Source organism: Arthrobacter sp. NQ4, from assembly GCF_029077345.1.
GTDB lineage: Bacteria > Actinomycetota > Actinomycetes > Actinomycetales > Micrococcaceae > Arthrobacter.
In genome coordinates, this window is sequence record NZ_JARETC010000005.1 from 16504 (window position 1) to 38326 (window position 21823).

The 21823-nt window shown below is 67.1% G+C and carries 25 protein-coding genes and 1 tRNA gene; 12 read left to right on the forward strand and 14 right to left on the reverse strand.

What is annotated here, in order from left to right; translation table 11 throughout:
- Positions 1-21: 21 nt before the first annotated feature.
- The 3 genes from ispF to PUN51_RS10490 form a co-directional block, all read right to left on the reverse strand.
- Positions 22-528 (reverse strand): 2-C-methyl-D-erythritol 2,4-cyclodiphosphate synthase, encoded by a 507-nt coding sequence (gene ispF, locus PUN51_RS10480; protein WP_275180840.1) that lies wholly within the window; start codon positions 526-528, stop codon positions 22-24.
- Complete coding sequence (gene ispD, locus PUN51_RS10485; RefSeq protein ID WP_159632911.1) at positions 525-1307, reverse strand: 2-C-methyl-D-erythritol 4-phosphate cytidylyltransferase; 783 nt, start codon at positions 1305-1307, stop codon at positions 525-527. Before ispD ends, ispF begins: the two co-directional genes overlap by 4 nt.
- Before the next feature lie 109 nt (positions 1308-1416).
- Positions 1417-1899 carry a CarD family transcriptional regulator gene (locus PUN51_RS10490; protein WP_011690592.1) on the reverse strand — a complete coding sequence of 161 codons (483 nt, stop codon included), beginning with the start codon at positions 1897-1899 and terminating at the stop codon, positions 1417-1419.
- 271 nt (positions 1900-2170) lie between these two features.
- On the opposite strand from PUN51_RS10490, the gene PUN51_RS10495 reads away from it, so the two are divergent.
- On the forward strand, positions 2171-2758 hold the full coding sequence (locus PUN51_RS10495; RefSeq protein WP_159635768.1) for a hypothetical protein: 588 nt from the start codon (positions 2171-2173) through the stop codon (positions 2756-2758).
- A gap of 80 nt (positions 2759-2838) precedes the next feature.
- Here the strand turns inward: PUN51_RS10495 and PUN51_RS10500 are convergent, their stop codons facing one another.
- Both PUN51_RS10500 and PUN51_RS10505 read right to left on the reverse strand, forming a co-directional pair.
- Positions 2839-3519 carry a response regulator transcription factor gene (locus PUN51_RS10500; RefSeq protein WP_142119926.1) on the reverse strand — a complete coding sequence of 227 codons (681 nt, stop codon included), beginning with the start codon at positions 3517-3519 and terminating at the stop codon, positions 2839-2841.
- Positions 3516-4775 (reverse strand): sensor histidine kinase, encoded by a 1260-nt coding sequence (locus PUN51_RS10505; RefSeq protein WP_275181025.1) that lies wholly within the window; start codon positions 4773-4775, stop codon positions 3516-3518. Before PUN51_RS10505 ends, PUN51_RS10500 begins: the two co-directional genes overlap by 4 nt.
- A 206-nt stretch (positions 4776-4981) precedes the next feature.
- Here PUN51_RS10505 and phoU point away from each other — a divergent pair, with 206 nt between their 5' ends.
- Entirely contained in the window at positions 4982-5644 is a 663-nt protein-coding gene (gene phoU / locus PUN51_RS10510) for a phosphate signaling complex protein PhoU (RefSeq protein ID WP_159632912.1), read from the forward strand.
- 145 nt (positions 5645-5789) lie between these two features.
- On the opposite strand, the gene PUN51_RS10515 is transcribed toward phoU, so the two are convergent.
- Complete coding sequence (locus PUN51_RS10515) at positions 5790-6536, reverse strand: phosphoglyceromutase (protein WP_159632913.1); 747 nt, start codon at positions 6534-6536, stop codon at positions 5790-5792.
- 115 nt (positions 6537-6651) lie between these two features.
- Between PUN51_RS10515 and PUN51_RS10520 the strand changes: the two genes are divergently transcribed.
- Positions 6652-7530 carry a class I SAM-dependent methyltransferase gene (locus tag PUN51_RS10520; protein ID WP_374114933.1) on the forward strand — a complete coding sequence of 293 codons (879 nt, stop codon included), beginning with the start codon at positions 6652-6654 and terminating at the stop codon, positions 7528-7530.
- On the opposite strand, the gene PUN51_RS10525 is transcribed toward PUN51_RS10520, so the two are convergent.
- Together PUN51_RS10525 and PUN51_RS10530 are read right to left on the reverse strand one after the other, a co-directional pair.
- Complete coding sequence (locus tag PUN51_RS10525) at positions 7515-7868, reverse strand: DUF2516 family protein (RefSeq protein ID WP_275180861.1); 354 nt, start codon at positions 7866-7868, stop codon at positions 7515-7517. The two genes, PUN51_RS10520 and PUN51_RS10525, sit on opposite strands and share 16 nt — an antisense overlap.
- A gap of 9 nt (positions 7869-7877) precedes the next feature.
- Positions 7878-9068 (reverse strand): trans-sulfuration enzyme family protein, encoded by a 1191-nt coding sequence (locus tag PUN51_RS10530; protein ID WP_275180864.1) that lies wholly within the window; start codon positions 9066-9068, stop codon positions 7878-7880.
- Between the two features lie 133 nt (positions 9069-9201).
- Here PUN51_RS10530 and tmk point away from each other — a divergent pair, with 133 nt between their 5' ends.
- The 4 genes from tmk (at position 9202) to PUN51_RS10550 (ending at position 12830) form a co-directional block, all read left to right on the forward strand.
- Entirely contained in the window at positions 9202-9927 is a 726-nt protein-coding gene (tmk, locus tag PUN51_RS10535; RefSeq protein WP_275180865.1) for a dTMP kinase, read from the forward strand.
- The gene (locus PUN51_RS10540) at positions 9924-11087 is read left to right on the forward strand and encodes a DNA polymerase III subunit delta' (RefSeq protein ID WP_224024971.1); all 1164 of its coding nucleotides are present in this window, start codon (positions 9924-9926) and stop codon (positions 11085-11087) included. The genes tmk and PUN51_RS10540 overlap by 4 nt, the downstream gene beginning before the upstream one ends.
- Positions 11084-12652: an alpha/beta hydrolase gene (locus tag PUN51_RS10545; RefSeq protein WP_159632919.1), complete on the forward strand. Its 1569-nt coding sequence runs from the start codon at positions 11084-11086 to the stop codon at positions 12650-12652. The genes PUN51_RS10540 and PUN51_RS10545 overlap by 4 nt, the downstream gene beginning before the upstream one ends.
- A 105-nt stretch (positions 12653-12757) precedes the next feature.
- Positions 12758-12830: transfer RNA gene (locus PUN51_RS10550), tRNA-Thr, on the forward strand.
- Between the two features lie 103 nt (positions 12831-12933).
- Here PUN51_RS10550 and PUN51_RS10555 read toward each other — a convergent pair.
- The 3 genes from PUN51_RS10555 to PUN51_RS10565 form a co-directional block, all read right to left on the reverse strand.
- Complete coding sequence (locus PUN51_RS10555; RefSeq protein WP_275180870.1) at positions 12934-13341, reverse strand: hypothetical protein; 408 nt, start codon at positions 13339-13341, stop codon at positions 12934-12936.
- Positions 13342-13369: 28 nt separating this feature from the next.
- Positions 13370-13861, reverse strand: coding sequence for an HAD domain-containing protein (locus PUN51_RS10560; protein WP_275180872.1), 492 nt, complete (start codon positions 13859-13861; stop codon positions 13370-13372).
- 177 nt (positions 13862-14038) lie between these two features.
- Positions 14039-14254, reverse strand: a complete 216-nt coding sequence (locus PUN51_RS10565; protein WP_224024964.1) for a hypothetical protein — start codon at positions 14252-14254, stop codon at positions 14039-14041.
- A gap of 380 nt (positions 14255-14634) precedes the next feature.
- Between PUN51_RS10565 and PUN51_RS10570 the strand changes: the two genes are divergently transcribed.
- The gene (locus PUN51_RS10570) at positions 14635-15546 is read left to right on the forward strand and encodes a polysaccharide deacetylase family protein (protein WP_275180875.1); all 912 of its coding nucleotides are present in this window, start codon (positions 14635-14637) and stop codon (positions 15544-15546) included.
- A gap of 142 nt (positions 15547-15688) precedes the next feature.
- Positions 15689-16330 carry a hypothetical protein gene (locus tag PUN51_RS10575; RefSeq protein WP_224024960.1) on the forward strand — a complete coding sequence of 214 codons (642 nt, stop codon included), beginning with the start codon at positions 15689-15691 and terminating at the stop codon, positions 16328-16330.
- 84 nt (positions 16331-16414) lie between these two features.
- Here the strand turns inward: PUN51_RS10575 and PUN51_RS10580 are convergent, their stop codons facing one another.
- Entirely contained in the window at positions 16415-17656 is a 1242-nt protein-coding gene (locus PUN51_RS10580; RefSeq protein WP_159632924.1) for an NAD(P)/FAD-dependent oxidoreductase, read from the reverse strand.
- A gap of 131 nt (positions 17657-17787) precedes the next feature.
- Here PUN51_RS10580 and PUN51_RS10585 point away from each other — a divergent pair, with 131 nt between their 5' ends.
- The 3 genes from PUN51_RS10585 to PUN51_RS10595 all read left to right on the forward strand — a co-directional run bounded on the left by PUN51_RS10585 (position 17788) and on the right by PUN51_RS10595 (position 20273).
- A complete protein-coding gene (locus PUN51_RS10585) occupies positions 17788-18822 on the forward strand; it encodes a hypothetical protein (RefSeq protein WP_275180879.1) in 1035 nt (344 codons plus the stop codon).
- A 72-nt stretch (positions 18823-18894) separates the two neighbouring features.
- On the forward strand, positions 18895-19986 hold the full coding sequence (locus PUN51_RS10590) for a hypothetical protein (RefSeq protein ID WP_275180880.1): 1092 nt from the start codon (positions 18895-18897) through the stop codon (positions 19984-19986).
- A gap of 101 nt (positions 19987-20087) precedes the next feature.
- Positions 20088-20273: a hypothetical protein gene (locus tag PUN51_RS10595; protein ID WP_159632927.1), complete on the forward strand. Its 186-nt coding sequence runs from the start codon at positions 20088-20090 to the stop codon at positions 20271-20273.
- Positions 20274-20411: 138 nt separating this feature from the next.
- Here the strand turns inward: PUN51_RS10595 and PUN51_RS10600 are convergent, their stop codons facing one another.
- Positions 20412-21257 carry an aldo/keto reductase gene (locus PUN51_RS10600; protein ID WP_275180882.1) on the reverse strand — a complete coding sequence of 282 codons (846 nt, stop codon included), beginning with the start codon at positions 21255-21257 and terminating at the stop codon, positions 20412-20414.
- A gap of 116 nt (positions 21258-21373) precedes the next feature.
- The gene (locus PUN51_RS10605) at positions 21374-21817 is read right to left on the reverse strand and encodes a hypothetical protein (protein ID WP_159632929.1); all 444 of its coding nucleotides are present in this window, start codon (positions 21815-21817) and stop codon (positions 21374-21376) included.
- Positions 21818-21823 lie beyond the last annotated feature (6 nt).

Sequence of the window (21823 nt, forward strand, 5' to 3'; positions counted from 1 at the left end):
TAACTGATGGGCCCGGCCACCTCACGGGCGTGGGGGCTGCGGATACACCAGGGCGGTGGCTACGGCGGAGATGCCCTCCCCGCGCCCGGTGAATCCCAGGCCGTCACTGGTGGTTGCGGTGACGCCGACGTGGGCGCCTGCCGCCTCGCTCAGGACCTTTTGCGACTCTTCCCGGCGGGGCCCGAACTTGGGCCGGTTGGCCACGAACTGCACGGCCACGTTGCCGATCTCGAACCCGGCCGCCCTGACGATCCGTGCGGCCTCGGCGAGGAGGGTGGCACCGGACGCTCCGGCGAATTCCGGACGGTCCGTACCGAAGTGGGTGCCGAGGTCGCCGATGCCGGCGGCCGAAAACAAGGCGTCAGCGGCGGCATGGGCCACGGCGTCGCCGTCGGAGTGTCCGGCGAGGCCGCGTTCGCCGGGCCAGAGGAGGCCGCCGAGCCACAGCGGACGGGGGGAATCCTCCGGGGCGTACGCATGGACATCGATTCCCACGCCCGTGCGCGGAAGGACCACGTCCGGGCTCATCCTTCCACCCAGCGGGCACCAAGCGGACCCTCAAGGAGCCCTTCGGCGAAGATGAGGTCCAGGGGGGTGGTGATCTTCAGGGATTGTGTGGACCCGCGGACTGCATGGACCGGGGTACCCAGCATCTCCACGAGCATCGCGTCATCGGTGACCGCTGCGGCCTGCTGGCCGTCCAGGCCCTGCGCCGCCTCGTGCGCCTTCAGCAGGGTGCCGATCGTGAAGCCCTGCGGAGTCTGCACTGCCCGCAGTTCCTCGCGCCGGGCGGTCCCCGTGACGACCTCGGGGGCAAGCGCCGTGTCATCGCCGGCCGTGGCCGCCACGGTTTTGACCGTGTCCACCACCGGGAGCACGGGAATGACCGCGGCGGCGCCGGCAACGAGGGAGTCGCTGACGCGGTGGAAGACGGATTCGGGGGTGAGGGCCCGTGCGGCATCATGGACCAGGACGGCCTCGATGCCCTCCATGAGTGCGGCAATCCCGGCGCGCACGGACCCGGCCCTGGTGGATCCGCCGTCGACAACAGTCAGGAGGGGGCCGCCGTCGGCAAGTTCCTCCCGGAAGTCGTCGCACAGCCGGCGCAGGTCCTGGTCGCCGGCGGGCAGCGCGACGCACACCTGAGTGGCCACACCGGACGCGACAATGCCGCGCAGGGCATGCATCAGGATTGGTTCTCCGCCCAGCGGAACGGCTGCCTTGGGCATGCCGTAGCCGAGGCGCTGCCCGGAACCTGCGGCAACCACGATGACCGCTGTGACCAGGCGCGTGGGTGATTCACTCATGCGGACTAGCCTACGACGCCGCCACTTCCGATGGGCGATTTAGGCACCGCCGCGGTGGGCCCAAAAAAAGAAGCCCCGGCGGCACTTGCGTGCAGCCGGGGCTAAATTCTTAGGAAGCCAGGACCTCGTCGAGAACGCTTGCAGCCTTCTCCTCGTCGGTCTTTTCAGCCAGCGCCAGTTCTGAAATCAGAATCTGGCGGGCCTTGGCCAGCATTCGCTTCTCGCCTGCGGAAAGGCCCCGGTCGTGATCCCGGCGCCACAGGTCGCGAACAACCTCTGCCACCTTGATGACGTCACCGGAAGCAAGCTTCTCCAGATTTGCCTTGTACCTGCGTGACCAGTTGGTGGGCTCCTCGGTGAACTCGGCGCGGAGCACATCGAACACGTGCTCCAGGCCTTCCTTGCCCACTACGTCCCGGACCCCAACAAGGTCAACGTTCTCTGCTGGAACTTCAATGGTCAGATCACCCTGAGCCACCTTGAGCTTGAGATACATCTTCTCTTCGCCCTTGATGGTGCGCATCTTGATTTCTTCAATCTTCGCAGCACCGTGGTGAGGGTAAACTACTGTCTCGCCGACCTCAAATACCATGTGGACATTTCCCCTTTCCCGCAGACCAGTTTATCACGATTCAGGCATATGACCGGCCGGAGAAAGGGCTCCCAACCGCGAAAATACGCGGGAAAACGGCCCAATCAACCCCCTCCACCCCCTTGACGGATGCGCTGATTAGTGCATCAGGTGAGCGCTCCCACGGGGGATGTGACACCGCCGAATCCTCGTTTGCCCCTCTTTGCCGATAGGCTATGGCTGAAAAAGACTTCAAATTTCTCGAGGAGTACGTGACGTGCGTTCCACTGCGATGAACCGGGCCCAGCGCGGCAAACTGGCACTGACGGCTGCTGCCCTTGGCGCCAGCCTGCTGACCGCGGGCTGCGGTTACATCACGCCCCAGCAGACCAGCCATCAGTACTCCGCCTCGGACGGCATCCGCGCAGACCTCGGTCCGCTGCAGCTGCGGAACATCCTCATCGTCTCCACCGGCGAGAACGAGCCCGGCCGCCTGATCGGTGCCGTCTACAACTCCTCCTCCAAGGACGTGAAGCTGACCGTCAACGGTGCGAAGGGCTCACAGACCGAGGTCTCGGTGAAGGCCAACTCCTCCACCATGCTGACCGAGAAGACCGACGCGGCCATCCTGAGCACCACCGGCGGCAAGCCGGGCTCCCTGGTGGACGTCAAGATCAGCGAGAACGGCACCAACGTCAGCAGCACGGTCAAGGTTCCCGTCCTGGACGCCACCCTGCAGGAGTACAAGGACTACGTCCCCACCCCGAGCCCCTCGGCGACGCCCACGCCGTCGTCCTCTTCTTCCGCAGGTGCGGGCGCAACGTCCTCCGCCGGCGCAACCTCCGGCGCCACGGCAACGGCAACCGCCACCACCCGCTAAAGCGGGCGCTGCAAGCAGCGGACACCAAAAGGGAGGAGCCATGCGGCTCCTCCCTTTTTGCGGTATTTGGCGATGCTGCCTTACGGCTCGAACTTGTAGCCGAGGCCGCGGACAGTCACCAGGTAACGGGGGGCCGAGGGGTCCGGCTCGATCTTGCCGCGGAGGCGCTTCACATGGACGTCCAGGGTCTTGGTGTCGCCAACGTAGTCCGAGCCCCACACACGGTCGATCAGCTGCCCGCGCGTGAGCACCCGGCCCGAGTTGCGCAGGAGCATCTCCAGAAGCTCGAACTCCTTCAGGGGAAGGAGGACCTGCTCGCCGTCCACGCTCACCACGTGCCGTTCAATGTCCATGCGGACGGGCCCGGCCTGGACCGTGGCGGAGATCAGTTCCTCAGGTTCTCCCTGGCGCCGCAGGACAGCCCGGACGCGGGCCACCAGTTCACGGGATGAGTAGGGCTTGGTGACGTAGTCGTCGGCGCCGAGTTCCAGGCCCACCACTTTGTCGATTTCCGAGTCCTTGGCGGTCAGCATGATCACGGGGACGCTGGAGCGCTGCCGGAGCTGGCGGCACACCTCCGTGCCGGAAAGCCCGGGGAGCTGCAGGTCCAGCAGCACCAGGTCGGCGCCGTTGCGGTCGAATTCGGTAATGGCGTCCAGCCCGTTGTCCACCACCTCAACCTCGAACCCTTCTTTGCCCAGCAAATAGGACAAGGGATCGCTGAACGACTCCTCGTCCTCAACAATCAAAATCCTGCTCAAGCGCTAGCTCCTCGTTCTGTTGCGCCGGCGGCGCGGGGTACTTGGGTCAGAGTGGCCTGTTCGGGCGCCCCGTGCGCCGGCCCCGGAGCCGGTGCAGGTGCCGTTGCGGCGGAAAGGGACAGCCCGGCGTCGCCGTCCTGCCCTTCCATCTCGGGCAGCCGGAGGGTGAAGGTGGATCCCTGCCCGGGCTGGGACCACAGCGTCACCTCGCCGCCATGGTTCGATGCCACGTGCTTGACGATGCTCAGGCCAAGGCCCGTGCCGCCCGTCTGGCGGGAGCGGGCGGCATCCACCCGGTAGAAGCGCTCGAAGACGCGTTCCTGGTCCTCCGGCGAGAGCCCGTCCCCCTGGTCGGTCACGGAGATGGAGACCAGGCCGTCCCGGGACCGGACGCCGATGCCAACGCGGGTGTTCGGGGGCGAGTAGCGAATGGCATTGTCGATGAGGTTCCGCAGTGCGGTGACCAGGAGGTCCTGGTCCCCGAACACCTTGCCTTCGGTGCGGCCGCCCACCACGATGCTGATGTTCTTGCTTTCGGCGGGCAGCTGGGACCGGTCCACGGCTTCGGCGATGACGGCGTTGATGTCCACGGGGCCGCCCTGCTGCGTCACGCTGGCGCCCTGCAGGCGGGAAAGTTCAATGATGTCCTGGACCAGGGCGGCCAGTCGTGCGGATTCCTTGTGCATGCGCTTGGCGAAGCGGCGCACAGCTTCTTCGTCGTCGGCGGAGGACTCCAGGGCCTCCGCCAGCAGGGAGATGGCACCCACCGGGGTCTTCAGTTCGTGCGACACGTTGGCCACGAAGTCGTTGCGGATCTCTTCTGTCCGGGTGATCTCGGTCCGGTCATCGGCCAGGAGGAGGATGTATTCCTCACCCAGCATGGCGGCCCGGACCTGGACGATGATGGTCCCTTGTCCCAGCGGTCCACGCGGAAGCTCGAGCTGTTTTTCCAGGATGACGCCGTCCCGCCGGACCCCCGCGGTCATGTCCAGGAGTTCCTTGTGCACGACGGTGTGCCCGCGGACCAGGCCGTACGCGTAGGCCGCGGGGCTGGCGCGGACCACGCCGTCGACGTCGTCCAGCACCACGAAGGCCCGTCCGACGACGGCGAGCACCTCCGCGGCTCCCGCCGGCAGGGCAATCTCTTCGGCATCGACGTCCAGCAGTTCGCGCTGCTTCTCGCTGACCCGGTAGGCAAGCACGCCGAACGTGCCAAGCGCCAGGCCGATAAGGCCGGCAACCAGACCAATGAGCATAGGATCCACAGCTCCACTTTATGCTCTTGCCCGGCGCCTCCAGCCGACTCAAGGCACTAACCGCGAACGGTTCAACTAACGTTCACCTGTGTGGGCATAATCGTTTACCGGGCGATGACAAAGTTAGAGGTCAGAGCGCCCAACGGCGACACGATTCCTGCTGCCCTGGAGCGGCCGGCGGGAGTTCCAAGGAAAGGACGCCCTAAGTGCGTAAGGTTTTTCAGGAAGAACTCACCCAGGTTGGTGACCAGCTGGTGGAGATCTCCCGGCTGGTCAGCGAAGCGATGGACAAAGCCACCACCTCATTCCAGGTGGCGGACGTGGACCTCGCCCAGGATGTCATCGCTGCGGATGCGCGCATTGACTTCCTGCAGAACAGCCTCGATGAGCGGGCTATCGACATCCTTGCGCTGCAGGGTCCTGTCGCCAGCGACCTGCGCATGATCGTGGGTTCCCTCCGGATGAGCGCATCCCTGGAGCGGATGGGTGACCTGGCGCGCCACATCGCACAGCTGGCCCGCCTCCGGTACCCCTCCACGGTGATTCCGGCGTCCATGACGGAGACCTTCAACCGGATGGCGGAGCTGGACCAGGAGATCGCCGACAAGCTGACGGTCCTGCTGGAAAGCCGCGACCTCGAGGTGGCCCGGGACATCCTCAAGGCGAACACGGCCATCAACGATCTGCACTTGAGCGTCTTCAAGGCCATCGCTGCCCCCGAGTGGTCGGAGTCCCCCGCCACCACGGTGGATGTTGCCCTGGCCAGCCGCTACTTCGAGCGCTTCGCAGACCACGGTGTTTCCGTCGCGCAGAAGGTGACCTACCTGGTGACCGGCGCGTGGCAGCCGAACGCCACCGAACACAGCTAAACAAAAACCGCGGAGTACGACGGCGGGCTGGTCACCTGAGGTGACCAGCCCGCCGTCGTCGTTTCACTTTTGACGCAGCGCGTTCTTCGGCCGGAGTGCGTCTAAGGGAGGAACGACCGAGCACCCGGCGAAGAACCGCGAAGTCTTATTTCTTGCCCTGGTTGGCGACTGCCAGGATGGCCTGCTCGGCGGCCTCGGGATCGAGGTAGGTGCCGCCGGGCTTGATCGGCTGGAAGTTTTCGTCGAGGTCGTACACCAGCGGGATGCCCGTCGGGATGTTCAGGCCGGCGATAGCCTCATCGCTGATGCCGTCCAGGTGCTTGACCAGCGCGCGGAGCGAGTTGCCGTGCGCGGTGACCAGGACGGTCTTGCCGGCCTTGAGGTCTTCCTTGATGTCCGATTCCCAGTAGGGCAGGAGCCGCACCAGGACGTCCTTCAGGCACTCGGTGCGCGGAAGGGCGTCGCCCAGGTCCGCGTAGCGGGGGTCGTGGGCCTGGCTGAATTCGCTGTTGTCGTCCAGGGGCGGCGGCGGGGTGTCGTAGGAACGGCGCCACTCCATGAACTGCTCTTCACCGTATTCGGCCAGGGTCTGGGCCTTGTCCTTGCCCTGCAGCGCACCGTAGTGGCGTTCGTTCAGGCGCCAGTCGCGCTTGACCGGAATCCAGCCGCGGTCGGCCTTGTCCAGGGCAATGTTTGCGGTATTGATGGCCCGCTTCAGCAGGGACGTGTAGAGCACATCCGGGAGGATATTGTTTTCCACCAGCAGCTCGCCGCCACGCGCTGCTTCCGCGCGGCCCTGGTCGTTCAGGTCAACGTCCACCCAGCCGGTGAACAGGTTCTTGGCGTTCCATTCGCTGTGGCCGTGGCGCAGCAGAATCAGCTTGTAAGTCATGATTTTCATCCTAGCCGAGCAGTGTTGCCGCCCGCCCAGCGTTACATGGCTCCTGCCGGAAGCCCCGGGGGTACCCGCAGGACACCGGCCCGGAGGCAAGGGATAGGGTTGGGCAGTGGTTCAAAAGGCTGAACGGGTGAACGCCCAGCAACTTTCCGGGAGGACGTCCCCCGCCAGGCAGGGCCGGCCGGTTGGCAACGTGACCCGCGGCACCACCAACCCCAACAGGATGCGCCGGGTGGACCGCTGGCTGACGGGACCGCAGGCCTGGCGGCTCCGGTCCGCGGCGGACCCCCTGGTGGTTGACCTGGGCTATGGCGCGACGCCGGCCACCGCCGTCGAACTTTATGAAAGGCTCGCCGCCATCCGGCCGGACGTGCGGGTCTGCGGGATTGAAATTGACCCCGCGCGAGTGCGGGCGGCCCTTCCGCTGCAGCGTCCCGGACTGACCTTCCAGGTGGGTGGCTTTGAACTGCCCGTTCCCGGGCGCCCCGTCCTGGTCCGTGCGTTCAATGTCCTGCGGCAATATGAGGAAGCCGACGTACAGGGTATCTGGCGGCTGGTGCAGGACCGGCTGTCCCCCGGCGGTTTGTTCGTGGACGGCACCTGCGACGAAATCGGACGGCGCGTCACCTGGGTGGCGCTGGACCGGGACCGGCCGCTGTCCCTGAGTATTTCGGTCCGTTTCCGCAGCTTCGAACTGCCGTCGGAAGTGGCCGAACGGCTTCCCAAGGCCCTCATCCACCGGAACATCCCCGGAGAACCGGTTCATGCCTTCATGCAGGCGATGGACCGGGCATGGCTTGAGAGCGCACCGCTGGCCTCATTCGGCAACAGGCAGCGCTGGGTTGGCATGTGCCGCAGCCTGCGCGCGGCCGGGTGGCCGGTCCAGGACGGCCCCGCCCGGTGGCGCCTTGGGGAGCTGACGGTGGACTGGGAGGCAGTGGCCCCCCCAGGTTTAGGCCCTGCCGGGGCGGATCACCAGGGACCGTAAGGGCCCATGTTGCGGCTGCCGCCGCGGCCTGCGTCCTTCACGGCGGGACGGACATCGGCCAGGTAGACGGAGGCTGCGACAACCGCGGCCAGTCCGAACAGGCCAAGAGTGCTGAAGAGGCCTCCGCCGGCGCCGAACAGCGAAATTACGCCAATCAGGGCCGACCCGCCGGTAAGGGCGAGCCAGAACGTCTTGGTCCGCTTGCCGGTGGCTTCGAAGGCGTTGGGCCGGTGCCGGGCACAGTCCACGAACGCCCAGAGCTCAAGCCCCAGGGCCACCAGGCCGAGGATGAAGAACACTGCCTGCTCTGTGTAACTGATTATTATTCGACCGTCCACAAGCCCAGCCTAGCCGTCCAGCGTGTCCAGCGCCTGCTTCAGGTCAGCCCAAAGGTCTTCGACACTCTCCACCCCGACGCTCAGCCGCACCAGGTTCTCGGGGACGCTGGCGGGTTCGGCTGTGTGGCGGCGCCGGCGTTCGATGAGGGACTCGACACCGCCCAGGGACGTGGCGGGCAGCCAAAGATCCAGTGCCTCCACCAGCTTGTCCGCAGCGTCGGCACCGCTGAGCCCTGCTGCGGGCGCCACCTGCACGCAGATGATGGAACCGAATCCCTTCATCTGCGCTTTGGCGCGGGCATGGCCCGGATCGGTATCGAGGCCCGGGAACCGGATGGACTCAATGGCGGGGTGCGCGGCAAGGCGTTCCGCCAGGATCATGGCCGATTCCTGGGACCGCTCCACGCGCAGCGCGAGGGTCCGCAGCCCGCGCAGGGCCAGCCACGCCTCAAACGGCCCGGCGATGGCGCCGTGGATGATGCGGTGGTGCAGCAGTGCGGAGCGGATTTCCGGGTCGGAGGTGACCAGCGCACCGAGGACGACGTCGGAGTGCCCGGCCAGGTACTTCGTCACCGAATGCAGGACGACGTCGGATCCCAGCAGCAGGGGCTGCTGGACCAGGGGCGTGGAGAACGTGTTGTCCGTGACGACGATTGCGCCGGCCTCATGCGCGGCCTCCGCGACGGCGGTCATGTCAGCGATGCCCAGCATGGGGTTGGTGGGGCTCTCCAGCCACAACATTGCGGCGGCGTTCCCCTCCGGGCCTTTTGAAGCGAGGGCGTCCTTGACCGCATCGGAATCGGCAATGTCCACGGTCCGCAGTTCGATGAAGCCTTTCTGCGCGAGTTCCGAGGCCATCACCAGCGAGCCGGAGTAGCTGTGGTTGGGCATGACCAGCACGCCGCCGGCGGGAATCAGGGACAGTGCCGAGCTGACCGCCGCCAGGCCCGATGCGTAGAGCAGGCCCGGAAGCGCGGCCGCCTCAAGCTGGCCAAGAGCTTCCTCAAAGGGGTCCCAGGTGGGGTTGGAGTAGCGGCCGTAGCCCCGGTCCCCGTCACCGAGCGGGCCGGTGCCGAAATAGGTGGAGGAAAGGGTGATGGGAGGATTGACCGGCTGGTCCCTTTCCCGTGGCGGACGTCCCGCTGCCACCACCACCGTCTCGGGTGAAAGGGACGCGGCCTGGTGCTCGGAAAGACTCATGGTCAAAAGCGTACTGTTCGGTCCAATCGGGCGGAAAAGCAATGTCGCTTTGTGGACGCCGGTCCATCCACCCGTCCTGCACAGGGGATATTCGGAGGCCCGGAATGTCGCCGCGCCTCGGTAGGCTTGAGAAGTGAACAAACAGAGGGCCGGCGTATTCATCGCATTCGAAGGTGGCGATGGTGCCGGCAAGTCCACCCAGGCGGCCCGGCTTGCTGCGGCACTGGAATCCCGCGGCTACACCGTGCTGCGGACCCGTGAACCCGGCGGCACCCCCGTCGGCGAAAAACTTCGCTCCCTGGTCCTGGATCACGGCAACGGCGAGATCGACGCCCACACGGAGGCCCTGATCTTTGCGGCTTCCCGCGCTGCCCACGCCGCCCAGGTCATCCGCCCCGCGCTTGGCCGTGGCGAGATTGTGCTGACTGACCGGTACATCGACTCTTCCGTGGCCTACCAGGGGGCCGGCCGCGACCTGGGCCAGGACGCTGTGCGTTCCCTCAATGAGTGGGCCACATCGGGCCTCCAGCCGCACCTGACTGTCCTCCTGGACGTTGACCCGCAGCTGGGGCGTACCCGCAGGACCGCGGGCCACGCAGCCGAGGACCGCCTGGAATCCGAAGCTGACGAGTTCCACACCCGGATCCGTGACGCCTTCCTTGAGCTCGCGGCGCGCCGCCCCGCCTCCTATTTGGTCCTGCCGGCCCACTTGCCGGTCGATGACCTGGCCGCACGGATCCTCGCTAAGGTCGACACCCTGCTTGATGCTCCCTTCGCAGCCGTGCAGGATGCAGGCGTGCAGGATGCTGTTCCGCAGCCGGCCGTCCCGGGTGCCGCGAGCGACGGCGGTGGCTCGTGACCGTCTGGGATGACCTGCAGGGCCAGCCCGCCGTCGTCGAACAACTGCGCCAGGCTGCCAGCGGTGAAGGCCTGACGCATGCGTGGCTTTTTACCGGGCCGCCAGGGTCCGGCCGCTCCAATGCGGCCAAGGCGTTCGCCGCCGCGTTGAACTGCGACCAGGAGGACGTGGGCCTGCGCGGCTGCGGACAATGCCAGGCGTGCCACACGATTCTGGGCGAAACCCATTCTGACGTGACGTTCGTGCGCACCGAAAAGGTCACCATCACCATTGACGAGGCCCGCGAACTCGTAGCGACGGCGGGCAACCGGCCGTCGTCGGGGCGCTGGCGGATCATCGTGGTGGAGGACGCTGACCGCATGGCGGAGCGGACCACCAACGTGCTGCTCAAGGCCATCGAGGAACCTACGCCGCGCACCGTGTGGATGCTGTGTGCGCCATCGCCTGCCGACGTCCTGGTCACTATCCGCTCGCGCTGCCGCAGCGTTGCCTTGAGGTTGCCGCCGGCCTCGGATGTCGCCGCCCTGCTCGTCAGGCGCGACGGCGTGGACCCGGCCCTGGCGGAACAGGCAGCCCGCACAGCGCAGAGCCATGTGGGCATTGCCCGCCGGCTGGCCAGGGATCCAGCGGCAAGGGAACGGCGCCTGGAGACGGTCCGTTTTCCGCTGGGACTGCGGGGCGTAACGGCCGCCGTCATGATGGCGGACAAGCTGGTCAAAATCGCCACCGCAGAGGCTAACAGCTCCAACGAGGAGCGGGACGCCGCGGAGAAAGCCGCCCTCCTTGCCACTTTGGGGGCGCCGGAATCCGGAACCCTGCCCCCGGCCATGCGCAGCCAGCTGAAACAGCTCGAAGACGACCAGAAACGCCGCGCCAAGCGATCCATCACGGACTCTCTGGACCGGACGCTCACCGATTTGCTGTCGTTCTACCGGGATGTACTGGTCATCCAGCTGGGGAACGCCGTGGAACTGGTCAACGTTGAGTTGAGGAGTGAGCTGGAGGAGTTCGCCTCCCGCAGCACTCCGGAATCCACGCTGGCCCGGATGGACGCCATCAACAAAGCCCGTGACCGCATCACCACCACCAATGTTGCCCCGCTGCTGACCATCGAGTCCATGGCGGCCAGCCTGATCCAGCCCTCCAAGGAGACCCGATGACTGCCCGCCCCCTGCCCGCACGCCACAGGTCCCTGACGGTCGCCGTCCGCGCCGCGGGTGCCTTGGTCCTGGCCATGGTCCTGGCCTCGTGCAGCCTCCTCAACGGCGGCGGCAAGAACCCGCCGGAGACGGCCACCGCCAAAGCCGATCCTTCGATCGTTGCGTCCGCTCCTGCCGGGCTGGAAAAGTTCTACTCGCAGGAAGTGGTGTGGCAGCCCTGCGAGGGGGAGTTCCAGTGCGCCAAAGTGACTGTCCCCATGGACTACGCCAATCCGGGCGGCGACACCATCCAGCTTGCTGCGCTGCGGGCGCCGAGCACGGGCAAGAAGACGGGCAGCCTCCTGGTCAACCCCGGCGGCCCGGGTGCCTCCGGCTATGACTTCGTCAAGGATGCCGCCGGAACCCATTTTTCAGCTGCTGTCCGCAACGCTTATGACCTTGTCGGTTTCGATCCGCGGGGCGTCAAGCGCTCCGCCCCCGTTGCCTGCATGACGGACGCGGAACGTGACGCATCCCGGGCCAAGATCTACGCCCTCGACACCGATGCCGGGCTGCAGGAGGCGCTGGCGGACAACAAGGCCATCGCCGGCCAGTGCGCGGCCCAAACCGGCCCGGTCCTGGCCCACATCGACACCGTCAGCGCCGCCAGGGACCTGGACGTGCTCCGGGCCGTGGTGAACGACACCAAGCTGAACTACCTCGGATACTCCTACGGCACGTTCCTTGGGTCCACCTACGCCTCGCTGTTCCCGGACAACGTGGGCCGCATGGTCCTTGATGGCGCCCTGGACCCCTCCATCACCAATGAAGAGCTGACCAGCGGCCAGGCCCGGGCCTTCGAAAAAGCGCTCCACACCTACGTGGCCAGCTGCCAGAAACAGGGCAAGTGCCCGCTCAGCGGCGACGCCGACTCCGGCGTGCAGCAGATCCGTGACCTGATCAACTCCATCCGGGAGACGCCCCGCACCGCCAAGGACGGCCGGCTGGTCAACGCAACCACGTTTGTCAGCGGCCTGATCACCCCGCTCTACAACGACCAAAGCTGGCCCGCCCTCACCCAGGCACTTGAGGCCGCCATGTCCGGAGATGTGAGCCTCATGCTCCGGCTCGCCGACCTCGGAGCCGACCGAGCGTCCGACGGTTCGTACACCTCCAATTCGACCTTCGCGTTCAACGCCATCAACTGCCTTGACTACCCCATGGTTTCGGACGCCGCGGGCATGCGGGCCGAAGAGAAGCGGCTGGAACAGGACTCCCCCACCCTTGGCTACTTCTTTGCCTACGGCGGGACCACCTGCGCGGACTGGCCGTACAAGAACGTCCGCACACCGGCGCCGGTGGAATACAGCGGGGACTCCCCCATCGTTGTCATCGGCACCACCGGCGATCCCGCAACCCCCGTCGACTGGGCTGCATCACTGCGCAAGCAGCTGGGGAACGCAGCGCTGCTGACCTGGAAAGGCGAGGGGCACACCGCGTACGGCCGGGCCAACAGCTGCCTCGAGGACTCCGTGGACAAATACCTGGTGAGTGGAAAGGTTCCGGCCGACAACACTGTCTGCTGACCGCCCCGGCAGCCCGGGCCCACCCCATTTTGACCGGGGCGCGGGGACTCTATTACAGTTGACTCTTGCATGAAGCGCCCGGTTCCGCCGGGGATTTCGTGCGGTGCTTCCTTAGCTCAGTCGGTAGAGCGTTTCACTCGTAATGAAAAGGTCATCAGTTCGATTCTGATAGGAAGCTCGGGATAAACCCCGGACAGCCCCTTCTTTTAGGGGTTTCCGGGGTTTTTCGCTGGTTAACCGGCTTTTCCGGCTTCCATGGAACGCCCGGGACATGGCCTCCGTTACCGGCCCAGCCCCCGCTGCCGGTAGCCGCGGGCCCAGATGACCTCAGCCACGGCGCTGAGGGCCATGGGAAATGCGACGACGGCGGCCAGGTGACGCAGCAGGCTGTAGGGGTCCGCCAGCGCCGCCCAGCCCACGAGGACGCCTGGCAGCCCGACACAGACGGTCACCCACACCGGGTTGCCCCGGGCATGTGACCATACGGAAGCTGCAACGGACACGGCACACCCGGCGTAGACAAACAGGTTGCCGGTCCACGACTGCTCCATTTCAGCCGGCGTGGGCAGCCAGAGAAACCAATCGGCACGAGCGATCCCGTAGCCGACCAGGACCAGCGAGCTGAAGACGAGCAGGATCCAGGCAGTGGTTCCGGCCCACCGCCGCGCGGCGTCCGAACCCGTCCCCAACGGGCTGTTCTCCTTGGCAACCAACTCGTCACTTGCCGGCGATGAAGGCCTCGATCCGGGCCACGTGGACTTCCGCCAGGCCGTGGTCAGGATCAGGCTGTTCGAGGTGCACCGGCTGGCCATGACCGCTGGCCCATTCCCTGGCGTCCGGGCCAAGGACGTCATCGATCCATACGACTGAGTCCCAGTCAGCGTTGTCGCCGGCGTCCATCCTGGACAGCCACCGGGCAATCGATGTCAGTTTTGGCGTCGGCACGCCCGCGTCGGACTGCCGGAACACCATGGTGACCCGCAGCGGTTTGACGTCGAGCTCCAGCTGGGCTTCCAGCCCGGCTACCGTGTCCGCCGGCCAGGTGGACGCCCACGCGATGCGTCCGCTGCGGGCCAGGCGCCGGACCAGGGCGCGCTTCTCGTTGGAGAGCCGAAGCAGCGGCCCGTCACTCCCGCCGCCCGGGCGCACGGCGGGATTCAGGACGCCATCGATGTCGAGCAGGATGATGGGCTTCACGGTTTGATGCACGACGGGAAAGTAACGGCACCGCGGGCTGTCCGACGGACCACCGGGCCGGTGAACCCGGCCGCCGCCGGTGAGGTTGCTGCTGTCATGTCCCACTCCCCCAAGTGCCAATGTTGCGCTGAGTCTACTACCTGCGGGTGCGCCGAATTTTCGCGGGCCACGCCGTGGTCGGGCGAGGCCTCAGGCCTTTGGAAACTCGTTCAGCTTCGATCGGATGAAGTCCTGGTCTTCGCGGGAAACGGCCGCCTCGCCGTGCTGTCCCGTGGGAAGGCTCTCCCCGCTCTCTTTGGAGATCACCGCCGTGATTGTTCGTGGCAGTATCTGGCATCCCGGGTTGTCGATCAGCCACTTCTGGGTTGCCGGGTCAAGGCGGCCCCACCGGTCTTTGAGGTTCATTGCTGGATGTAGCCTCCGTGCTCAGGTGACAAAACTGACTCTGAAGCGGGCTGCTGCGCCCACCCCAAACCACAAGTAAACGCCGGCCCGGGCGGAGGGCACAGGGACCAAAGTCCCTGCGGCGGGCGCTTTATTACGGCCGCCGCCCCGGCGCCGGCCAAGGTTCAGGAAACGGCAAGGCAGCCAAGGTATCCTCCCGGTATGACCCCCCGCTTCCAGGCTGCTGTTGCGCGCGCTGCTGCCTTCGACGCTGCATTTCCCGCAGGCTGCAGCCTGCCCGCGCCTTCCCCGTCTGCCGGCCCGGACAGGGCAAGCCGGGCACGGGCCGCAGAACAGTTTCGGAAGGGGAACTAGCGGTGGAACCACAGGTCCCCCGGCATATGAGCCAGGACGGGAAGGGCCCCGGCCGCAGGGCGGTTTTGCTGGCAGCAGTGCTGACGATGTCCTCCGCCGTGCCCGACCTGCAGCCGCACCCCAAGCACCAAGTGAGGGGATCGGATACGCCGGCGCCCGACGATGCAGCGGGTACCAGCTCGACCGTCCTGCACTCCGGCCCCGACGGCGACGCGCCCGCCCCCAACACGCCAGCAGCGCCCGTACCGTCACGCGCCCGGATTGTTGACACCTACGGGAAGCACCCGGCCCGGTACTGGGGCCTGGAGGCACCCGGAGTCCTGACGCGACTGCCGCCCCCATCACAGGGAATCGCCCTTACTTTTGACTTTTGCGGCGGCCCCGGCGGCAGCGGCTATGACCAGGCGCTGCTCGACACGCTGCGCCAACGCCACATCCCGGCCACGCTCTTCCTGAACTCCCGCTGGATCAATGCCAACCCCGCTGCCACGCGGCAGCTTGCGGCGGACCCCCTCTTCGAGGTGGCCAACCACGGGACTTCCCACAAGCCGCTGTCCACCACCGGCAATACGGCGTATGGCATCCCGGGCACCCGGAACGCCGGGGAAGTCTATGACGAGGTCATGCCGAACGATGACGCCCTGGCAGGCATTACGGGTAAGCGTCCCCGGTACTTCCGCCCAGGCACCGCCTACATGGACGACGTCGCCACGGACATCCTGGGTGCTTTGGGCGTCAAGCCGGTGGGCTTCAGCATCAATGGCGACGGCGGCGCAACTTATCCCGCCGCCGTCGTTGCCAGGGAGGTGGGCAAGGCCCGGGCGGGGGACGTGGTCATCTGCCACGGGAACCACCCCAACGGCGGAACAGCGGAAGGCCTGAAACAGGCAGTGGACAAACTGCTCGCGGCAGGCATGTCCTTCGCCCACCTGCCCTGACCCACTGCACCGAAGCGTCAGCCCTGGCTCCGCCGTGCCGGTCCGCTGGCGGCCCACGTGCCGATCCGATACGTTGACAGGGAACCTGCCAAGCCGCATCGGAAGGACCTGTCCTGACGCTGCCGAACGTGAGGAACTGCCCATGCCGGAACAACACGGCCTTCCCGCAATCGGCTGGGTTCCCGCCTGGGCGGACCTCCAGGAACGCGGCGCAGACCCCATCGGCGCGGGCTTCGTCGTCGAGGCCGGCATGGGGCAGGACCCCGCAGGCAAGGAATACGTGGCAGGCTGGCCGGGACCTGACGCTGAGAAACTTGCAGGGCAGGCCGCTGGCGAGCCCGGGGTGCGCCTTACCCTGCTTTGCGCTGACGCCGGCGCCGCAGAGGGCCTGGCACCGGGCGGCCTCGCTCCCGTGGCTGAGCAGGTCCTGCTCATGGCCCCGACAGCCGGGCTCGACGCGGCTGTGGAGCTCCCTGAAAACTCCCAGGTGGCCCTGGCACCGATGGAGACCTATGACGCCGTCGAAATCACCGTTTTCGACCACCCTGTCGCCAAGGGACGCATCCAGGTGCGGGATGCCTTCGCGGCGGTGGCCATCACGGAACTCCCGCAGGGGCCCGGGAAAGAGGCCTTCGAACGGGGCCTGTTCGCTGCGATGGCGGAGGAGGCATTCCTCCATGGCGCCGAGTACCTGCATATGGTGGTCAATCCGGACGCTGCCGCCTCCTACGAGGCATCCGGGTGGGCCGTTGCGGGCCGTCTGGTGAGTTTCGAAAGGAACTGACGACGGCGGCCCAGCCCACCGGGTTGGCGCCAGCCCACCGGGGCTGGCGCCCGGCAGCCAGCCCCATCCGCCGGGTGAAGGGCCCTAATCCGGCCTGCCCACCACCACCTGGGAGGGGCTGTGGGTGACGTAGCCGTTGGCCCAGGAAAACAGCGCCCTGACTTTCTGCTGGAATCCGGGGAGCAGGGCCAGGTGGACCGCCAACCATGACACGAATGCCAAGGGCCCCTGCAGCTGCAGGCGCCGGCGGCCCAGTTCCGCGACCGCCGCGCCGCGTCCCACCATGGCCATGTACCCCTTGTCCCAGTAGCGGAAGGGCTCGCGCACACCGCCGGTAAGGTCCGCGTAGATGTTGCGGGCCGCCCACTTACCCGATTGCTGGGCCACCGACCCGAGCTGCGGCAGCTTGTTCCCGGCTGCGTCGGTGATGTTGGCAGAGTCGCCCAGCACATAGACGCCCTCGACGTCAGGGACGCTCAGATCGGGCTGGACGTCCACGCGGCCGCCCCTGCCCTGCTTCAGGCCGGACTCGGTAATGATCCGCCCGGCCTGCAGCCCGCCGGCCCACACCACCACCCGGGCAGGAATCACCGTCCCGTCTTTGAGGGTCACCCCGTCCGGGCGGACGTCAGCCACGGGCTGGCCCATATGCAGCTGCACGCCGAGTTTGGTGAGGCGGTCCCGGGCGTACGCCTGCGATTTCTCCGAAAAGGCCGCAAGGACGTTTGGAACCATATCCACCAGATGGACATGGCAGCGATCCGCCAGCTCCGGCGAGAAGTACTTCGGCACGAGGTATTTGACGTTTTCGGCCAGTGCGCCGGCAGTCTCCACGCCGGTGGGACCACCGCCGACCACAATGACGTCGGCGCCTGCCCCGGGCTCGCGGTCGGCCTCGTCCAGGATGGCGGTAATGGCCGCGCTGAGCCGCGTTGCATCCGCCACCGAGTACAGCGGGTAGGCATGCTCATCCGCGCCAGGGGTGTTGAAAAAGTTCGGAACTGCCCCCGTGGCAATGACCAGGGCCTGGGCCCGGTAGGTGGAACCGTCCGCGGTGGTCACGGTCCGGTTCGCCGCGTCGATGGCGGTCACCTCCGCCGTCAGGACCCGGACGCTGTTGATTCCGCGGAACTCCGCGCGCAGCGGCCGCGTCACCGTGGACACGCCGATCTGGGACGCAGCCACCTGGTAGAGGAGTGGCTGGAACTGTTGATAACTGTTGGCGTCAAGCAGCAGAACGCGGACACCTTTGCGGCCCAACTCTTCAGCCGCAGCTTTCCCGGCAAATCCGCCGCCGACCACGATGACCTGATATGAATCGTCCATTCGTGCAACTTACCCCTCCCGGCGTTTGAGTAACAGGGTGCCTTTTCCCGTACCCGCCGTGGGGGCGTGTGCCGGTCTCCCACGCCGGTGAATCTGCGGAAGGCAGCGTTCCCGGCCCCTAAGATGGCGGCATGGAAGACGAAGCCCTGGCGGACATTGCCAACCGGCTGTATGCAGGGGCGCTGGAGGACTTCATTGCGGCCCGCGCCGCCGCCGCCAAGGAGGCAGCGGGCCGGGACAAGGACCTTGCGGCAGCGGTGCGGGGACTGCCGAAACCGTCCGTCGCCGCGTGGGCGCTCAACATGCTTGCCAGGCAGCGGCCGGACGTGCCGGCCCGGCTGGGCGACCTTGGGGCACGGATGCGGGCCGCCCAGGACTCGCTGGACGCCGCTGCCCTGCGCGAACTCGGCCGGGAGCGGCGCACCATGCTCGCAGACGCCGTCGACACCGCCCGGTCTGTGGCCCGGGAGCAGGGCCGGCCCATCAGCGACGCGATGGCATCCGACGTCGAGGAAACCCTCCGGGCCCTGACGGCGGACACGGGTGCAGCCGACGCCGTTGCCAGCGGGCGGTTGCTGAAAGTCCTCTCCGCAGACGGCGTCAACGACGTGGACCTGGACGGTGCGGTGGCCCTCCCCGGCCTGCTCCCGGCCGCACCGCCGAACCGGGCGGCCGGTACTCCTCCGCCTGCACGGCGGTTGGCCAGTAAGAAGACGGCAGAAGCGAAGCCGCCGGGCGGGGAAACGCCGGCGGCGAACGTGGCGGCATCGAAGACGCGGACGACGCCGCCGCACGGCACCGGGCCAACTCCGGCCAAGCCCCGGCTTGAGGCAGTCCGGCAGACTCCCCGCCCGGCCTCGCCGCCCGCGCTGGAACGGGCCAGGGCCGCCCTCGCGGAGGCCCGGGAGGCCGAAGAAGCAGCATCCCAACTGGCCGGCGGCCTGCGGGAGCAGGAAGAGCAGGCGCGTGCGGACATCGCGGACCTGCAGCAGGAAACGGCTGAACTCAGGAGCCGGCTCAAGGCCGCCGAAGAACGCCTTGACCGCTCCCGCAAGCGGCTGGCCACCACCGCGGCCGAAGCGAAACAGGCCGCACGGGCGGCAGACAAAGCCAGCCGGACCGCCATGCTGGCGCAGGAGCGCGTACTCCGCCTGGGCAGCAACTAAGGGAAGGCGCATACGGGAACGGCCCGGGAAAATCCTCTCGCCCCGGGCGCGGGCGGGACCTACTCTGGAGCTATGGACGCCGCAGCAACTCATGCCTTTGCGATTCCGCCGGTATCAGTCCACCGCCCCACCACGGCCAGGGAAGACAGCATCACCCTGGCAGCGGGCGCCTGGCTCCTCACCGGGACCTACGTTGACGGGTGGGCCCACAACAACCTGCGCGACCTCGAGACGTTCTTCACTCCGTGGCACGCGGTCCTCTACTCGGGCTTCGCTGCCTGTGCCGTGTGGATCGCCGCGCTGACCTGGCGCCGGCATGCACCGGGCACGCGGTGGACGGACGCCGTCCCCGCCGGCTACGGGGCCGCAGCAGCCGGCGTCGTACTCTTCCTCGCATCCGGGGCAGGAGACTTCGCCTGGCATTCGGTGTTCGGGATCGAGCAGAACATCAGCGCCCTGTTCAGCCCGTCCCACCTGGGCCTGGCCACCGGCGGCTTCCTCATCCTGGGCGCACCCTTCTCCGCCGCGTGGCACACCCCGGCCCGGCCGTGGCCACGGCTGCTCCCGGTCGTCGCCAGCGCCGTGCTCGCCGGCATGGTTGCCGCGTTCATCCTGCAGGAGTTCGCGGTCTTCGCCCGCCACGGACTCATCCAGACGTACACAACCGTTGCCGGGACGCAGCCCACGGTGACGGTTCCGACGTCCTCAAGCATCATGGTGTCCCTGGCGTCGTTCCTCGTCTCGACGGTCGCGCTCTTTGTTCCCGTCCTGTTGCTGTCGCTGCGTTGGCGCCTGCACCCTGCCGTTCCGGCGGCCATGGCGCTGGTGCCTTCCGTGGCCCTGCAGGTCATGGTGGCGCTGCGCGACGCCTGGCTGGTCCCGGTTGCCCTGGTCGGTTCCATCCTCGTGGGAGTGGTGTGGGCGGTGGTCCGTCCAACCCCTGGCCGTCCCGCACGGCTCATGGCTGCGGCAGGCCTCACTCCGGTGGTGTTCTGGGCCCCGTATTTCGCCGGCGTGGCACTCCACGACGGCGCCCTGAGTTTCTCTCCCGAGGTCTGGAGCGGGACCCTTGTCTGGACCGGACTCGGAATGCTCGCACTCGCCGCACTTACGCTGAAGGTGCGGACGGCCGCGGCCACCACCCAGGATGCAGGGGCGCGCTGACCGGGCGGCCACAACCCCTCCCGCGGCCCCTGCCCGGCGCCGGTCCACAACACGCGGAGTCGGTTCCAACAAATGTCAGACCCCGGTTGCAGACTGGATTCATGGAAAACCAAGCAACACAGGAATTTCACGTGACGTACTTCGACGCCGACTGCGGCCGGGCCCGGTCCGAGGTCTTTGACACGCTTGAAGAAGCCGAGCGCTTCGCCGGCCGGCACTGCCACGGCGAGGACAGCTGGGCCGTGGTGGACGCCGTGACCGTGGAACACGTCCAGATCGCTGCCTGACCGGCCGCGTCCTCCGGGCCCGGTACAGCCCACATTAAAGGCCTCAGCCCGTGCTGCCTGGCGGTTGCCGGCAGCACGGGCTGGAGTTTGGCTTGGCGGGCTTCCACCGGCCGCTGGGACCGGTGCCGCCGTCGCGGCCTAGGCGAAGTCGGAGACCGCGGGATCGGGTCCGATGCGGCCTTCGCCGCCGCCGGTCCGGTCCAGGTTGTTGATGGCTTGGACGTCTTCCGGATCGAGGGATACCTCGAGGGCTGCGAAGTTCTCCTTGATCCGTGACTCCGTCACAGACTTGGGGATCACCACGTTGCCGATCGCCAGGTGCCAGGCGATGACCACCTGGGCCGGGGTGGCCTGGTGCTTGGCAGCGATGGAGACGACCGCCGGGTCCTGCAGCAGTTCCCCGCCCTGGCCCAGCGGGGACCATGCCTGGGTCAGGATGCCCTTGGCGGCACCGAACTCGCGCAGTTCGCGCTGGCTGAAGTAGGGGTGCAGCTCGATCTGGTGGATGGCCGGAACCACGCCCGTTTCGTCGATAAGCCGCTGCAGGCCCTCTGCAGTGAAGTTCGAGACACCGATGGACTTCACCCGTCCGCGCTTCTGGAGTTCAATCAGCGCCTTCCAGGTGTCAACGTACTTGTCCTGCTTGGGCTGCATCCAGTGGATCAGGTACAGGTCGAGGGTTTCCAGGCCGAGCCGGTCCATGGACTCCTCGAAAGCGGCGAGGGTGGACTCGTAGCCCTGGTCCGCGTTCCACAGCTTGGTGGTGATGAAGATTTCTTCCGGAGACAGGCCGGAGCTTGCAATGGCACGGCCCACGCCTGCCTCATTGCCGTAGATCTTTGCGGTGTCGATGTGCCGGAAGCCGGCCTCGAACGCCTGGCGCACGACCTTTTCAGCCACGTCGTCCTCAACCTGCCACACACCGTAGCCGAGCTGAGGGATCGTGTTTCCGTCGTTGAAAGTCAAGGTAGGTGAAAGAGTCATGCTTTCATCCTGCCAAAGCTGCCCGCCCCGGCGCCCCTGATTCGGGCCCTGTCAGCCACACGCTTAACTGAAAAGTAGGCTTCCAAATCGGGAATATTCCGGCGGCACCCGTGCAGCTATTCCGCGTGAAGCTGCCTCTCGGCGTCCTCCACCTGCTGGAAGACAGACTCGGCGCGGCGGTGGACGGATGCTGCACCCACCGGTACCGGCCCCACGGCGAGCCGCAGCATAGCCGCCGCTTCTGCCGTCGTTGCCAGCGAGTTCCCTGCCTTGGACAAGGATCTATGGACGTCCGCCAGGGCCGCCGGTATGTCCAGCCCGTCGCTTGGGGCACGCCGCTGCGCCTCCATGCAGACAGTCCGGACGCGCGGAAGCAGGGCAGCGAGCTGGTTGGCGATGTCCACCAGCTCGCCGTACAGCTGGTCATCCTCCACGCCCTCGAGGACCTGGTGGAAGCGGTCCAGTCCCCGATGGAAGCGGTCGTGCGCGCGGCGCCACAACCCCTTGCCCAGTTCCGCGTCATCCTTGCGCCCCTGCCTGGCGGCGCTGAAAAAGCCCAAGCGGGG

What these genes read in the sequence shown, in the direction of transcription:
- PUN51_RS10495 (WP_159635768.1), top strand. Translation starts at nt 2,171, where the DNA reads ATGAACCGGGCCCAGCGCGGCAAACTGGCACTGACGGCTGCTGCCCTT.
- PUN51_RS10585 (WP_275180879.1), top strand. Translation starts at nt 17,788, where the DNA reads ATGGAAGACGAAGCCCTGGCGGACATTGCCAACCGGCTGTATGCAGGG.
- PUN51_RS10545 (WP_159632919.1), top strand. Translation starts at nt 11,084, where the DNA reads ATGACTGCCCGCCCCCTGCCCGCACGCCACAGGTCCCTGACGGTCGCC.
- PUN51_RS10590 (WP_275180880.1), top strand. Translation starts at nt 18,895, where the DNA reads ATGGACGCCGCAGCAACTCATGCCTTTGCGATTCCGCCGGTATCAGTC.
- PUN51_RS10515 (WP_159632913.1), bottom strand. Translation starts at nt 6,536, where the DNA reads ATGACTTACAAGCTGATTCTGCTGCGCCACGGCCACAGCGAATGGAAC.
- ispD (WP_159632911.1), bottom strand. Translation starts at nt 1,307, where the DNA reads ATGAGTGAATCACCCACGCGCCTGGTCACAGCGGTCATCGTGGTTGCC.
- ispF (WP_275180840.1), bottom strand. Translation starts at nt 528, where the DNA reads ATGAGCCCGGACGTGGTCCTTCCGCGCACGGGCGTGGGAATCGATGTC.
- PUN51_RS10490 (WP_011690592.1), bottom strand. Translation starts at nt 1,899, where the DNA reads ATGGTATTTGAGGTCGGCGAGACAGTAGTTTACCCTCACCACGGTGCT.
- PUN51_RS10595 (WP_159632927.1), top strand. Translation starts at nt 20,088, where the DNA reads ATGGAAAACCAAGCAACACAGGAATTTCACGTGACGTACTTCGACGCC.
- PUN51_RS10570 (WP_275180875.1), top strand. Translation starts at nt 14,635, where the DNA reads ATGAGCCAGGACGGGAAGGGCCCCGGCCGCAGGGCGGTTTTGCTGGCA.
- PUN51_RS10565 (WP_224024964.1), bottom strand. Translation starts at nt 14,254, where the DNA reads ATGAACCTCAAAGACCGGTGGGGCCGCCTTGACCCGGCAACCCAGAAG.
- PUN51_RS10530 (WP_275180864.1), bottom strand. Translation starts at nt 9,068, where the DNA reads ATGAGTCTTTCCGAGCACCAGGCCGCGTCCCTTTCACCCGAGACGGTG.
- PUN51_RS10600 (WP_275180882.1), bottom strand. Translation starts at nt 21,257, where the DNA reads ATGACTCTTTCACCTACCTTGACTTTCAACGACGGAAACACGATCCCT.
- PUN51_RS10505 (WP_275181025.1), bottom strand. Translation starts at nt 4,775, where the DNA reads ATGCTCATTGGTCTGGTTGCCGGCCTTATCGGCCTGGCGCTTGGCACG.
- PUN51_RS10575 (WP_224024960.1), top strand. Translation starts at nt 15,689, where the DNA reads ATGCCGGAACAACACGGCCTTCCCGCAATCGGCTGGGTTCCCGCCTGG.
- PUN51_RS10580 (WP_159632924.1), bottom strand. Translation starts at nt 17,656, where the DNA reads ATGGACGATTCATATCAGGTCATCGTGGTCGGCGGCGGATTTGCCGGG.